This window comes from Cupriavidus sp. KK10 (genome assembly GCF_018223725.1).
Classification (GTDB): domain Bacteria; phylum Pseudomonadota; class Gammaproteobacteria; order Burkholderiales; family Burkholderiaceae; genus Cupriavidus; species Cupriavidus necator.
Window position 1 is genome coordinate 1 of record NZ_CP073677.1, and the last position, 14,375, is coordinate 14,375.

Here is a 14,375-nt window from a genome sequence, read left to right on the forward strand (position 1 = left end):
ATGCAAGATTTCTGGCAGGCGGCAGCAGCGCAATTAGAGCGCGAGTTGACGCCGCAACAGTTCAAAACGTGGATCAAGCCGCTGGCGCCCGTTGCGTTCGATGAAGAAACGCACGCGCTGCGCATTGCCGCGCCCAACCGTTTCAAGCTGGACTGGGTCAAGAGCCAGTTTTCGGGGCGCATCACCGCACTTGCCTGCGAGTACTGGGAAGCGCAGGTCAGCGTCCAGTTCGTGCTGGATCCCGCCGCGTCGGGCCGTGCCGCTGCCTATATGCAGCCGGCCCAGCCCGGCATGGGCCCGGGCGGCATGGACGGCCACGCAGCACCGGGTACGGGCATGGCCGGCTATCCCGGCGCCCAGCCGATGGGCGGCCAGGCCCCGTTTGCCATGCCCGGCCAGCCTGGCTATGGCGAGTACCCCACCCCAGCCGCGTACGGCATGGGCCAGCCGCAGTACGGCAATCCGGTCGGCATGCCCTCCGCAGCCCCGGTCCCGGCCGGCGCGCGTGCGCAGGCCCCAGGCATGGGCGGCCAGCACCCCGGCCAGCATCACCCGCAGCACGGCGCCGACATGGGCGAGATCGACGTGGTCCACATGGACCCCGCCGAGGCCAGCGCCCGCTCCTACCGCGTGCAGCCGCAGCAACCCCAGCAGCCGCACCCGTCCCATCAGCCCCACCAGCAGATGGGCGGCGCCACGCCGATGCCCGGCCACCAGCCCAGCGACACGGTGCATGAGCGCTCGCGCCTGAACCCGATCCTGACCTTTGACAACTTCGTCACTGGTAAAGCCAACCAGCTGGCTCGTGCCGCGGCCATCCAGGTGGCCAACAACCCGGGCAAGTCGTACAACCCGCTGTATCTCTATGGCGGCGTGGGCCTGGGCAAGACTCACCTGATCCACGCCATCGGCAACTACATGCTGCTGGAGAACCCGCGCGCGCGCATCCGCTACATCCACGCCGAGCAGTACGTCTCCGACGTGGTCAAGGCGTACCAGCGCAAGGCGTTCGACGAGTTCAAACGCTACTACCACTCGCTGGACCTGCTGCTGATCGACGATATCCAGTTCTTCTCCGGCAAGAACCGCACGCAGGAAGAGTTCTTCTATGCCTTCGAGGCCCTGATTGCCAACCGGGCGCAGGTGATCATCACCAGCGATACCTACCCCAAGGAAATCAGCGGCATCGACGACCGCCTGATCTCGCGCTTTGACTCGGGCCTGACCGTGGCCATCGAGCCGCCCGAGCTGGAAATGCGCGTGGCCATCCTGATGAAGAAGGCCGCCGCGGAAAGCGTCAACGTGCCCGAAGAGGTTGCCTTCTTCGTCGCCAAGCACCTGCGCTCAAACGTGCGCGAGCTGGAAGGTGCGCTGCGCAAGATCCTGGCGTTCAGCAACTTCCACGGCAAGGACATCACCATCGAGGTGACGCGCGAAGCGCTCAAGGACCTGCTGACCGTGCAGAACCGCCAGATCTCTGTGGAGAACATCCAGAAGACCTGCGCGGATTTCTACAACATCAAGGTCGCTGACATGTACTCGAAAAAGCGGCCTGCCAATATTGCACGGCCGCGCCAGATTGCGATGTACCTGGCCAAGGAGCTGACGCAGAAGAGCCTGCCCGAAATCGGCGAGCTCTTTGGCGGCCGCGACCACACCACCGTGCTGCACGCCGTGCGCAAGATCGCCGACGAACGCAGCAAGGACGCGCAGCTGAACCACGAGTTACACGTGCTGGAGCAAACGCTCAAGGGCTGATGCATGGCCGATGCCCGGGGTACCCCCGGGAAGGCGTTTTGAAGGGTCGGCCCCTCGGGGCTGGCATACTGTAGGGTGCGCGCCACGGACATCCCGTGGCGCCTGGGGAATTAACGTCAGCGTCGCCGGGGCAAGTGTCCGGAAAATGGCCACTGATAAGGCTTTGCGGTGAGTCGGGACGGGATGGCAAGTGCGGTTTGCGCCAGCGTGGCTTTTTGTGCACAGCTGGCCCGCCGGCCGGTCCCGCCCCGCTTCACCGCAGCGGCTTATCCTTGGTACAATGGCACATTAACTCCTTGATTCCTAAGTGAATTTGGAGTTGTTTGCGTTCTGCGGTCGCCGATTACAAACGACGAAGGATAAATTCAATGCAATTGGTCAAAACCTCGCGAGACAATCTGCTGCGTCCGCTGCAAATCGTGAGCGGCATCGTGGAGCGCCGCCACACCCTCCCGATCCTGGCCAATCTGCTGATTCGCAAGTCCGGGTCCAACGTATCCTTCCTCTCGACCGACATCGAGATCCAGATCACCACGCACGCCGAATGCGGCGTTGGCAGCGACGGCGTTGCCACCACCGTGGCCGCGCGCAAGCTGCTGGACATCCTGCGCGCCATGCCTGACGGCGACGTGGCCCTGTCGCTCAACGACAAGCGCATGACCGTGCAATCCGGCAAGAGCCGCTTCGCACTGCAGACGCTGGCCGCAGAGGAATTCCCGACCGTTGCCGAAGCCAGCGAATTCAACGCCAGCGTCAGCCTGCCGCAGAAGACCTTCAAGCACCTGCTGGCAATGGTCCACTTCGCCATGGCGCAGCAGGACATCCGCTACTACCTGAACGGCATGCTGCTGGTGGTGGAAGGCAAGAAAGTCATGGCAGTCGCCACCGACGGCCACCGCCTGGCGTACTGCGGCGTTGAGCTGGAAACCGAAGCCGTCGGCGTGGGCGCGCGCCAGGAAGTCATCATCCCGCGCAAGACCATCCTGGAACTGCAGCGCCTGCTGGAAGACAACGACGATCCGGTGCAGGTGCAGTTGGCCGCCAACCAGGTCAAGTTCACGTTCGCCAATATCGAACTGATCTCAAAGCTGGTGGAAGGCAAGTTCCCCGACTTCCAGCGCGTGATCCCCAAGGGCTACAAGAACGCCTTCGCCATCGACCGCGTGCGGCTGCAGCAGGCGCTGCAACGCACCGCGATCCTGACGACCGACAAATTCAAGGGCGTGCGCTGCATCCTCGACACGCACATGCTCAAGATCAGCTCCACCAACGCCGACCAGGAAGAGGCGCAGGAAGAGCTGGAACTCGATTACTCGGGCGACGCGCTCGATATCGGCTTCAACGTGACCTACCTGCTTGACGTGCTTGCCAACCTGAAGAGCGAGCAGGTGCAGGTCAGCCTCGGCGACTCGAATTCGAGTGCGCTGATTACCGTGCCGGAAGACGACAACTTCAAGTACGTCGTCATGCCGATGCGCATCTGATGATCCGGTAACAGGACCAGACCAGACAAGAACCGGAGCAGCAAACGGCACGCAACGACACCTGGCCCAGGCCGGGACGTCCTGGGGATGACCATCCCGCAGCGGGGGCAGGATCGAAACGACGATCCGCCCCTTTTGCCGTTTTTAGTAACCCGCCATGCGGACCCTTTCGCGCCCCGCCGCTATGCCGGCCCGGCCCGAATTCCGCCATTGCCGTGAGTAGAAAGACATGACCGAACAGCAGAACCCGCAGCAGGAAAACACCTACGGAGCCTCTTCGATCCAGATCCTGGAAGGCCTGGAGGCGGTACGCAAGCGCCCGGGCATGTATATCGGTGATACCTCCGACGGCACCGGCCTGCACCACCTTGTCTTCGAGGTGCTGGACAACTCCATCGACGAAGCGCTGGCCGGCTACTGCACCGAGATCCAGGTCACCATCCACAGCGACAACTCGATCTCCATCGTCGACAACGGCCGCGGCATCCCGCCCCTGGTCAAGTTCGACGACAAGCACGAACCCAAGCGCAGCGCGGCGGAAATCGCCATGACCGAGCTGCACGCCGGCGGCAAGTTCAACCAGAACAGCTACAAGGTGTCCGGCGGCCTGCACGGCGTGGGCGTGTCCTGCGTGAACGCCCTGTCCAAGTGGCTGCGCCTGACCGTGCGCCGCGACGGCCAGGTCCACCTGATCGAATTCGCCAAGGGCGACGTACAGAACCGCATCGTCGAGACCGTGACCGGCCCCGACGGCCAGCCCGTTGAAGTCTCGCCGATGAAGATCATCGGCGCCACCGACAAGCGCGGCACCGAAGTGCACTTCCTGGCCGACGAAGAAATCTTCACCAACGTCGAGTTCCACTACGAGATCCTCTCCAAGCGCATCCGCGAGCTCTCGTTCCTGAACAACGGCGTGCACATCAAGCTGGTCGACCAGCGCACCGGCAAGGAGGAAGACTTTGCCTTCTCCGGCGGCGTGAAGGGTTTTGTCGAGTACATCAACCGCTCCAAGAGCGTGCTGCACCCTACCATCTTCTACGCCAACACCGAAAAAGACGGTATTGCCGTGGAAGTGGCCATGCAGTGGAACGACGGCTACAACGAGCAGGTGCTCTGCTTCACCAACAACATCCCGCAGCGGGATGGCGGCACCCACCTGACCGGCCTGCGCGCCGCGATGACCCGCGTCATCAACAAGTACATCGAAGAGAATGAAGTCGCCAAGAAAGCCAAGGTGGAAACCACCGGCGACGACATGCGCGAAGGACTGTCCTGCGTGCTCTCCGTCAAGGTGCCCGAGCCCAAGTTCAGCTCGCAGACCAAGGACAAGCTGGTCTCGTCCGAAGTGCGCCTGCCCGTGGAAGAACTCGTCGGCAAGGCCCTGAGCGACTTCCTGCTGGAAACCCCGGGCGACGCCAAGATCATCTGCAGCAAGATCGTAGACGCCGCCCGCGCCCGCGAAGCCGCCCGCAAGGCCCGCGAAATGACCCGCCGCAAGGGCCTGATGGACGGCATGGGCCTGCCCGGCAAGCTGGCCGACTGCCAGGAAAAAGACCCCGCCCTGTCAGAACTCTTCCTGGTGGAGGGCGACTCCGCAGGCGGCTCCGCCAAGCAAGGCCGCGACCGTAAGTTCCAGGCCATCCTGCCCCTGAAGGGCAAGATCCTGAACGTAGAGCGCGCCCGCTTCGACAAGATGCTGTCCAGCCAGGAAGTGCTGACGCTGATCACCGCACTGGGCACCGGCATCGGCAAGGACGACTACAACCTGGACAAGCTGCGCTACCACCGCATCATCATCATGACCGATGCTGACGTGGACGGCTCGCACATCCGCACCCTGCTGCTGACGTTCTTCTACCGTCAGATGCCCGACATCATCGAGCGCGGCTATGTCTATATCGCGCAGCCGCCGCTGTACAAAATCAAGCACGGCAAGGAAGAGCGCTATATCAAGGACGATGTCGAGCTCAATGCCTACCTGCTGAAGCTGGCGATGGAGAAGGCTGTGCTGGTGCGGCCGGATGGTACGGAGATCAATGGGGATGCGCTGACTGAGTTGGCGCGGCAGTATCAGCTGACTGAAGGCGTGATCTCTCGCCTGTCACGTGTGGTTGATACCGATGCCCTGCGCGCGATTGCTGATGGGGTGGCGCTGGATCTCGATAGCGCTGCTGCCGCTGAGGCGTCTGCCGTGGCGCTGAAGGCTAAGCTGGCTGAGATGCATGCCAAGACGTTGATTGGGGCTGCCGTGAATGACGACGGTACCGCTGACGTCTATGCGCAGTTTGATGAGAAGACGGATAAGCATCGGTTGATGATTGCGCGGCGCCATCATGGCAACGTGCGGCTGTCGCATCTGGATGCGGACTTTGTTCATGGTGCTGATTACGCCGCGCTTTCCAATGCTGCTAAGACTTTCCAAGGGCTGACTCCGGAAGGGACTAAGGTGCAGCGGGGTGAAGGCGAAAAGCTGCGCGATCAGACTGTCAACGACTTCCACGGGGCCATGCAATGGCTGCTTGCCGAAGCTGAGCGTGGCGTTTCGCGTCAGCGCTATAAGGGTCTTGGTGAGATGAACCCTGAGCAGCTGTTTGAGACTACGCTTGATGTTACCCAACGCCGTTTGCTGAAGGTGCAGATTGAGGATGCTATTGCGGCTGACCAGATCTTTACCACCCTTATGGGGGATGAGGTGGAGCCGCGGCGGAATTTCATCGAATCTAATGCGTTGGTGGCGCGGAATATTGATGTTTGAACTGCCTGTAGATAGACGCATAACCTGAAAAAAAAAGACCCATAAGATTAGAAACTTATGGGTCTTTTTTATTGATAGTTCGGATATATGGCGGTTCGTCCCGCCGCCTTCCGCGGATTCCCGCGAGCACGTGCACAATCTGAACTCAAAAACCAAATCGACGCTATCTGGAACGCTTTCTGGTCTGGAGGCATTTCCACCCGACGGAGGTGCTGGAACAAATCACCTACCTGTTGTTCATTCGCCGCCTCGACGACGCCCACACGCTCGAAGAGAACAAGGCGGCTAACCGTCCGACGGGTGCGGGCATCGAAGGCCGGCTACCGAACGGCGGCCATACCTTACGAATTCAAAGGAGAGTTGAAACTGGCACAGCATGTTGACTGCAGACAATTCCAATCTGCGCCCTGAAGCGAACGTCCGACACGACCTGAGCATCGCCCGGAGCAATAGAAGGGGCCGGTATAAGTGTAGCTGGCACTAGCACAATCGATGCTGTCGCAGACGCCACATCAAACGCTTGCCACTCGGTCGACTCAGCGTCGTCGCCCAAGGTCTCGATAACCAGTTGCCACAGCTTTGCTTGCCCCGCGTCTGAGAGTTGCGGCGAGATGCGTCGGGCAAGGTCTAGGACCGATAAACCGTCTGCGCTGCTGCGAAGAACAACACTGGCTATGAAGTCATCGGGCCGTTCGGACCGGACCTGCCGCAGCGAAAATTCGTGCTCTCGAAGTGTGCCGGTCGTCGATTTCACCTCAATCCGGAAACCGTCAGTGGCGAAATCGAAATCGTCGGTTGGCGCGACATGCCACGCGTCCACCATCCTTTGTGGTGACGACGAGGCATTGATGAGAAGCAACTCTCCCCAGAGCCGCGTCATGGATGCCCGTGAGGGCGTCGCCATTTTTCGGAACAGTTCCATCAGCGCCTCGACGGCCTCATCAACCGCTGAGTCATCGAGTTGACCTGGAAGAGAGTTTGCTGTCGCCGCAAGTAGTTCGACAAAGTAGCCATGCAACGACGCGCTGCCGGCATCACACGCGACCTTGCAAAACCATTCGCTCGACGATTTCCCGGTGTCAGTGGCGGTCACCTCGTAGCGAGCATCAAACTGGATGCTGACGTGCTTAAGCCTGATAGGCGCCCTGGGCGAGCGCCTTTGTGCAGTCGCGAGCAAAAGAATCGGTTCGTCACGCTCGCCTTTCAGCAGGAGATGCCGTTGTCCGGCACCGCACCGGATTGTCCTCGATGCCTCTCCCTCATTAGATTTTCCAAGCGCCTGAAACTGTTGCCACAGAGAAGCCTGCACTTACACGCCCTCCGCTTGTATCAGCAGTCGCTTCTTGAGCGATTCCGGCACGTGCATGGCGAACCATGGCACGCCCTGCTCCTCCGGCGTCTTCGTCTTTGCGTTCAGCAGATTGAAAGCGCGAAGATGCAACGAAATGCGGCTTGCCGATGCAAAGTCTCGGTCACCGCTATACAGCAACTGTGAGCGGTCCGTAGTGTCGGGATTCTTGCCCTGGAAAACCTGGTTAATAGCGCCAGCCTTCGTCTTACTACGAGTTTGCGCCACGAGTTCGCCGATAATAAAGACATCAGCGTGAGTCTGTCCGTCCTTTATGAGTTGTCGCAATGCGAGAACGCAGCCCACCCTCAGCACGGCGTCATCTCCGTCGCCCATTCGCAGCCGCTCAAGCAGTCCATCGATGACTGTCTCAATAGGCACATTTTCGAACAGGATGTTCTTCTTGCCTGAGCGCTTGTCGATGTAGCGGTCGGGGTCTACATCGTTGGCGGCCGCTCCGTTGTCGAGACCGCCAAGCTGCGATCTTATCCGTCTTCACGCGGGCTTCAGCGATCAGGCGGACTTGCAAGGGGTTGGCGACAAATCACCTTGCCGACATGACCTGTCAGCACGTTCGCGATGGCGATCGTGTTGCCGGTCGCCTCGGCGGCCAACTACTAACACGAGCTCGCAGCTCAACGTATATGAACGGCCTGCCCACCCGAAGTGCTCCCCGGTGCCCCTTGTCCCGGATGGTCGAACCATACACCAAGTTACGCGGTGAGGAGAGGACGGGCACCGGTTCCTATCATGCCGGTTACTAACGCCATCGAGAGCATGCACATGCAGCTGCGCAAGATCGTCAAGAACCGGGGCCACTTCCCCAGCGACGAAGCCGCCAGCAAGCTGCTGTACCTGGCCTTGCGCAACATCGAGAAAGATTGGAAGATGCCGCCCATCACCTGGAAACAAGCGGCCAACCAGTTCGCCATTCTCTTCGGTGACCGCTTCACCAACGCCCTACGCTGAGATTTATTTAACCGACCTCAGCACACAGAATTCCTGACACCTCCCTCGCGTCGCAAATGCCCCGCACGGCCTCGCGACTGAAGAACTAACACCGCGCCGGTGATTTAACGCTGCAACGGTGCACGGGACGAAGCTATCAGTAGTATCCTTTCGTCCGTGCGCCATGCGCCCTCTTCGGGCGGGCCTTGGCGGGGGAGCTCTCGCGGAGGCCGTCACCCTAGAGGGCCGCATCCTCGAAGCCACTGACGACATCCTGCGCGTCACCGCCGGCCTTCAGTCCTTCCTGACCTTGCTGGAGCTGCAGAGCGACATCAAGCATCGGCCTCCACGCCCTGCTTTTGCCGCTCAGGCAACAGCTGGTCGACACCGCCGACCGCCTGCAGGCATTGGTCTGACGAGGGAGAGCCTGCTTACCCGCCCAACGGATGAGCAGCGCTGAAAAGCAAACGGCGCGAGTCAACTGGTCTCGCGCCGTTTGTATCCTGGTACGGTGGCGTTCCATAAGCCCGGAGCTTCACTCGAATAGGGCGAGTCCGATACGGCGCCGGCGCGTCATTGTGTTTACTTGCCGCAGGGCATTCGTTGTTCCTACCTAGCGACGAACACAGCCCCAGCAGGTCCATTCCCCATCGTCATACACCCCGTCGCCAGGCGCCATTGGCTGGCTGCAGCGTGTACATCGCAGGCCCGATCTTGATCCTAGTGTGACGGGCCGAAACCTGATTACTGATTTTGCTCGTGCGCCGCTATCGCGTAGTGTGCTCGACGGCAACTGTCGCTGATCTGGCGGTGAGGCAAAGCGGCCGCAGTACGTACACCATCTGCCGCCGTGATGTTCGATCGTGCTTGCGCGTTTGCACTTAGGGCAAACGGTTCGTTCCGGATCTGCAGGGGATGGTGATGTGTCTTTGGTTGGGGGTATCGCGAGTTCATCAAGACTGCTGATCCGCCGGCAACTGAGGCCATTCTGGTTGAGGTAGCTCAGCAGCGGGTCATAGCCTTTGTCGTTTGAGAGCACGAAGCACACCCTGTCACGTGCGGTCTCAAAAGTCCGGCCCAAATGAAATGCAATATGGAAGTCCAGCGCATTGCGACCGCTCCCTTCGATCTTCTGAAAGTCGATTCGGCAGAATTTCCCATTTTGTCTGGTGAGCCGTTTTGGTGGCTGCTGCTTGTTTCCTACGAAGATCAAAGTCTCGTAGCTATCGTCGAGCGGAGATAGGTCGAGTTTCGATACATTCTCGAAATCGACGAGGAGCAGATGTTTCGCCATGGCCTCTGCCAGTATCAACGAAGGGGGTGAGGGGATCGTATCTGAAGTGTACGACGAATCGCACGTGGTCCATCACACCCCACTCCAGTTGGATTGCAAATAGGCGGTCCTTCACTTCGCCCTCAAGGCGGGTGGTGAATATCGTGGCGGATAAGCTCGCCTGCTACGCAGAAAAGCGACTGGCCCAGTATACTTCCGCGAAAGCAGTCGTCGATGTCGAACGGTCCGCCCCCAGGGGTGCCACGTTAGTGATCTCGAATTACCGGCAGTACACAACAATAATTCTGTGCCCCCAAATGAACGAGCCAATAGAATCTCGCAATGCGCAATGGGATGCATTTCTCAACCGGTGGCCTCTGGAAGAACTCTCCAGTATGAGCTTGCAGCAGTACAGCGAAGCAGGAAACCAAGACTGCTTTGTTTACTGGCTTGAGGCGAAAACCGAAGCGCTGGGATCGGTGTGGGGAGGGTCCGCATTCAAGTTTGGGATCTACTCACGAAAGAAGCCTGGCGAGGCAAAACGAGACGGGGACCGATACTACGGGGAACAATACGCGTGGTACGCCAAGTATGGCGATACGCCTGAGGCAGCTTTTGCTCAGGTCCTCAGCAAAGTTGTTCAGGTTGCCAACGCCGCCAGCACAGGTAATCTCGAGGCAATCGATGAAGTTGACCTTGGGCAGGTCGTCAAATGGAAGCTCGCCTTCCTTTATCAGGATCGACAGCATCCGACCATTTTGCCCGTGCTAAAGCTGGAGTACCTGCAGGCTGCAGTGGGAAGTAAGCAGAAGAAGGTCTCCACGCTCCAGCGGGAACTCATGGAGCATGACAACGGCTGGGGCATCTTCGAGTACGGTGATTCGGTGTGGGCGAATGTCCAAGACAAGCTTAGCACCGAGCTCACCACTGACGAGGCCAAGGCATTTCTGGATCAGTCTGACCGTTTTACGCCGGTCAAGCCAGCAACCCAGAAGATGGCTGGATATTCGACGTCCAGTGGGCGTCAAATCGCCCTCGCGCTCGATAACAAGAAGACAACGATCTATCTCGGTGCCGGCTCCTGGCTTGCTTCAATTCGGTCGCAACTACGGGACGTGGAATCCTATTCGGAGACTAGAACGCGGAGCAGCAATATTGCCGCTAACGCGCCGACGCTTGCTGTGGGCAGCGCCATGGTTAAGGTCGTGGTGCCCGACATGGAGGCCCTCTTGGCTCTATGCGATGCGTATGACAGTACAGACGAAGCGGATGTAGTCGAACACTCAGCGGATACACACAAGAATATGAATCAATCGCTCCCGCTCAACCAGATACTTTTCGGTCCTCCAGGTACAGGAAAGACGTACGAAACGATCAACACGGCGTTGGAGATTCTTGCCCCGGAATTTCTCGCTGCGAATCGCTCCGACCGCGCTGCCATCAAGCGACACTTCGATTCGCTGGTCGAGGCTGGGCACGTGCGGTTCGTCACTTTTCATCAGAGCTTCAGTTACGAAGACTTTGTGGAAGGCATACGTGCAGAGAATACTGAAGACGGGCAGCTAAGCTACTCGATCGTGGATGGCGTCTTCAAAAGTCTCTGTGAGGCGGCAGCCGCGAAGGTGACAAAGGCAGCAGAGGCGCCTCTTGATCTCAAGGGCCGAAGGGTATGGAAGATGTCCTTAGGCAACACGCTGGGAAGCGATGCGTACATTTTCGATGAGTGCATCGACAAGGGCTATGCCCTGCATGGTTACGGTGGGACGATCGACTTTGGCGGGAGCAAGACGCGAGACGACATCATCAGGTGCTTCCAGGAAGCCGGTACCGTCCTCGCTGAGGATGCCTACGCAATTACCGCCGTCTCCACATTCGTACTCAAGATGAAGATCGGAGACCTAGTCGTGGTAACGGACGGCAATACTAAGTTCCGCGCGATTGGCGAGATTACCGGGAACTACCAACGCCTGAAGCGCGACGAGCAAGGTGACAATTACGGGCAGTGCCGTGCAGTCCGGTGGTTGCGCGTCTATAAGCCGTCGTTGCCGCTGGATCAATTGATGGCAAATCAGTTTAGTCAGATGACACTGTATGAGCTTCGTCCGGGCGCAATTGAAATGGAGAAGCTGGAAGCGCTGCTTCAGACGAAGCCAGCTAGTGGTGTGCGTGTACCTAGCGGTGCACCATACCACGTGGGTGAGGTGTTTGGACGCGCCTACAGCGTCACGAACGCATCGGCAGACGTCCTGGAGTTGAAGAAGCCAAACGGAAATGAGTTGGCATTCAGCATGCGGATGCTCAAGATGCTTGCGGACTATGTGCGCCGGGGTGAGCTAACCATCGAAGACATCAAGGAAAAGCGGGTGTTCGAGAAGGTGTCCGAGTCATCTCTGGAGCCTTACCTAGTCAATGGCTACAACAACATACTCCCTGCGCTGGTCGAACGCCTAACCCGTGCTCGGTCGACTTACCCCGCCGACGATGAAGGTCCGGCGCCGCGAGATGCCAAAGTCCTGATCATCGATGAGATCAACCGCGGCAACGTATCACGTGTCCTAGGCGAGCTAATCACGCTGATCGAGCCTTCGAAACGTGCAGGTAATGCGGAAGCCCTTGAGGTGATCTTGCCCTACTCTAAGGAGCGCTTCAGCGTACCAGCGAACCTTTACTTGATCGGCACGATGAACACGGCGGACCGCTCACTGGCTGGGTTGGATCTTGCGTTGCGGCGCCGCTTCAGCTTCCGCGAGATGCCGCCGAGACCGGAACTGCTGGATGCGGTGGAGATTTCCGGCGTGAATGTGGGTGCGATGCTGCGCGTCATGAACGAACGGATTGAGCTCTTGCTTGACCGCGACCATTGCATTGGCCACGCATACTTCATGTCTCTGGTCGACACACCGACGATAGAGGCTCTGGGTGAAGTGTTTCAGTCGAAGCTCATCCCATTGCTTCAGGAATATTTCTTCGAGGATTGGCAGCGTATCCAATGGGTCCTCAACGATCATCGGAAGGTGGCAGCACACCGGTTCATTCAGAAGCCTGCAAGTAACGTAGCGCAGCTCTTTGGCGAGGGCGTAAGCGTCACGGATCAGAACCAGCGCTGGATGATCAATGAGGCTGCGTTCTTGCTCGCTGAAGCGTATGCGGGGGTCATTGAGCATGGCGGAGTCATGGCTGAGTGACCACTTTTGTCACGGTGCGGGAGTACGCCAGGCTGACGATGGCGCCTCTTGCGGCAAACTCTCTGGATCGGGCTCAGGTATCTGCCACTGCCTTTGAGTGGCTATGCCGCTTGAATGCGGAACTGAGTCCATCAGGCTCGTCGCTGCTGCAAGTTGAGGATCGTCGCTGGTTAAGGCTCGACAACTACGTCGGCGTTGTCGAGACGCCCTGCGGCACCCGAGTGGAGATTCTTCCCAAGCATGACGATGGAACCTGCGACGTCGGCAAGAGCCGGGCGCTGTTGCGCCGAATGATTGCAGGCGCGATGGACCTTCCCGTTCGCGAGGTAGGTGAGACTTCACTTCAACGGTTTGATTCCCCGTTGACGGAGTGGGTGATCGCACAATTCTTGTCCGCGTTGGACCATCTAGTGAAACGCGGTGTGCGGTCTGACTATTTGCGCGTTGAGGCGGAGGAGCGCCATCTACGCGGCCAGTTGGATGCCGTTCGACAGATGCGTCAGCCTCTGGGGCGCCAGCACATTTTCCAGACACGTCACGACGTCTTCTCGCCAGATCGCGCGGAGAACCGCCTGCTGAAGCAGGCCGTTGAGTTCATCTGTCAGCAAACGCAAAACCCAACAAGTTGGCGGCTTGCGCAGGAGTTGCGAGCACTATTTCAGGACGTTCCTAGAAGCGCGAGCATTGACGAAGATTTCAAGCGCTGGCGGACAGACCGCCTGATGGCGCACTATCAGGCGGTTAAGCCATGGTGCGAACTGGTGCTGTCGCGCCAGATGCCATTCTCTGTCGTTGGAAAGTCGTACGGCATCAGCTTGCTGTTCCCGATGGAAAAGCTGTTCGAGCGATATGTTGCGGCGCGACTCCAACTTGACTTGGCAGCGGGGGCGCGGCTTACTGCCCAGGCCTCCCGCCAATCACTATGCGAGCACGATGGCGCGACCATGTTCCAACTGCGCCCGGACTTGCTGATAGAGCATGAGGGGGAGCGTTGGGTGCTGGATACGAAGTGGAAGTTGCTGGATGCCGGGAATAAGGCAGGTGCCTACGGCCTGAGCCAGGCGGACTTCTATCAGCTCTATGCCTACGGTCAAAAGTACCTCGCGGGGAAAGGAGAGTTGGCGCTTATCTATCCTCGCCGCCAGGCCTTTCAACATCCATTGCCGGCCTTTCGGTTCAGTGCTGACCTTAGTCTTTGGGTGCTGCCCTTCGACCTCGAGTTGGCGCGCCTGGTTGATGGAGGGGTGACTGGGCTTCCGTTGAGAGCAGCTCCTAGCTACATAGGATTCAATACTCCTTCAACACCCATCCACTGATCGCAGCGAAATACTCACGGAGCCAGGCGAAAGGCCACCAGCGAGATCCTGACAAACGGCCTTAGCGCCGCGCTAAAGCTGGTGGCTGGTACCGGCGTGTCGGCAGGCTTCTCCGTGGTCATTGCCGCCTATTCGACGCTTCAGCTGCTTTCCGTAGCAACGGGCATCCGCGTGCAGAGCCTGCCGGCGCCGATAGCGTCTGCGATTCTGCCCGTCGTTACGAAGGTCTGCGCCACGGCAAAGGGGCTCTTCCGCAGGGCCGTCGACGCAGTCAAAAGCACTTCTCCCGCGTGTTGGAGATCGCCTAC

At 59.2% G+C, this 14,375-nt stretch carries 9 protein-coding genes and 2 pseudogenes; 8 read left to right on the forward strand and 3 right to left on the reverse strand.

Annotated elements, in window-relative coordinates; all coding sequences use genetic code 11:
• From dnaA to KB879_RS39180, 4 genes are all read left to right on the forward strand, one after another.
• On the forward strand, positions 1-1,758 hold the full coding sequence (dnaA, locus tag KB879_RS00005) for a chromosomal replication initiator protein DnaA (RefSeq protein WP_153955238.1): 1,758 nt from the start codon (positions 1-3) through the stop codon (positions 1,756-1,758).
• 368 nt (positions 1,759-2,126) lie between these two features.
• Positions 2,127-3,242: a DNA polymerase III subunit beta gene (gene dnaN / locus KB879_RS00010; protein ID WP_153955239.1), complete on the forward strand. Its 1,116-nt coding sequence runs from the start codon at positions 2,127-2,129 to the stop codon at positions 3,240-3,242.
• A 229-nt stretch (positions 3,243-3,471) separates the two neighbouring features.
• Positions 3,472-5,997, forward strand: coding sequence for a DNA topoisomerase (ATP-hydrolyzing) subunit B (gene gyrB / locus KB879_RS00015; RefSeq protein WP_035817900.1), 2,526 nt, complete (start codon positions 3,472-3,474; stop codon positions 5,995-5,997).
• Between the two features lie 209 nt (positions 5,998-6,206).
• Positions 6,207-6,380: a type I restriction-modification system subunit M N-terminal domain-containing protein gene (locus tag KB879_RS39180; RefSeq protein ID WP_249221221.1), complete on the forward strand. Its 174-nt coding sequence runs from the start codon at positions 6,207-6,209 to the stop codon at positions 6,378-6,380.
• Here the strand turns inward: KB879_RS39180 and KB879_RS00020 are convergent.
• Both KB879_RS00020 and KB879_RS00025 read right to left on the reverse strand, forming a co-directional pair.
• Entirely contained in the window at positions 6,347-7,306 is a 960-nt protein-coding gene (locus KB879_RS00020; protein ID WP_249221222.1) for a PD-(D/E)XK motif protein, read from the reverse strand. The two genes, KB879_RS39180 and KB879_RS00020, sit on opposite strands and share 34 nt — an antisense overlap.
• Complete coding sequence (locus tag KB879_RS00025; RefSeq protein ID WP_249221223.1) at positions 7,307-7,681, reverse strand: hypothetical protein; 375 nt, start codon at positions 7,679-7,681, stop codon at positions 7,307-7,309. It abuts the gene before it with no gap.
• A 411-nt stretch (positions 7,682-8,092) separates the two neighbouring features.
• Here KB879_RS00025 and KB879_RS00030 point away from each other — a divergent pair.
• A pseudogene (locus tag KB879_RS00030) lies at positions 8,093-8,314 on the forward strand (transposase); the annotation flags it as partial.
• Between the two features lie 163 nt (positions 8,315-8,477).
• Positions 8,478-8,709, forward strand: a pseudogene (locus KB879_RS40340) (DUF1484 family protein).
• Positions 8,710-8,906: 197 nt separating this feature from the next.
• On the opposite strand, the gene KB879_RS40345 reads toward KB879_RS40340, so the two are convergent.
• A complete protein-coding gene (locus tag KB879_RS40345; protein ID WP_211980483.1) occupies positions 8,907-9,587 on the reverse strand; it encodes a PIN domain-containing protein in 681 nt (226 codons plus the stop codon).
• Positions 9,588-9,730: 143 nt separating this feature from the next.
• Here KB879_RS40345 and KB879_RS00045 point away from each other — a divergent pair, with 143 nt between their 5' ends.
• Both KB879_RS00045 and KB879_RS00050 read left to right on the forward strand, forming a co-directional pair.
• Positions 9,731-12,751 carry an AAA family ATPase gene (locus KB879_RS00045; RefSeq protein WP_249221225.1) on the forward strand — a complete coding sequence of 1,007 codons (3,021 nt, stop codon included), beginning with the start codon at positions 9,731-9,733 and terminating at the stop codon, positions 12,749-12,751.
• On the forward strand, positions 12,748-14,067 hold the full coding sequence (locus tag KB879_RS00050) for an McrC family protein (RefSeq protein ID WP_211980484.1): 1,320 nt from the start codon (positions 12,748-12,750) through the stop codon (positions 14,065-14,067). The genes KB879_RS00045 and KB879_RS00050 overlap by 4 nt, the downstream gene beginning before the upstream one ends.
• Positions 14,068-14,375 lie beyond the last annotated feature (308 nt).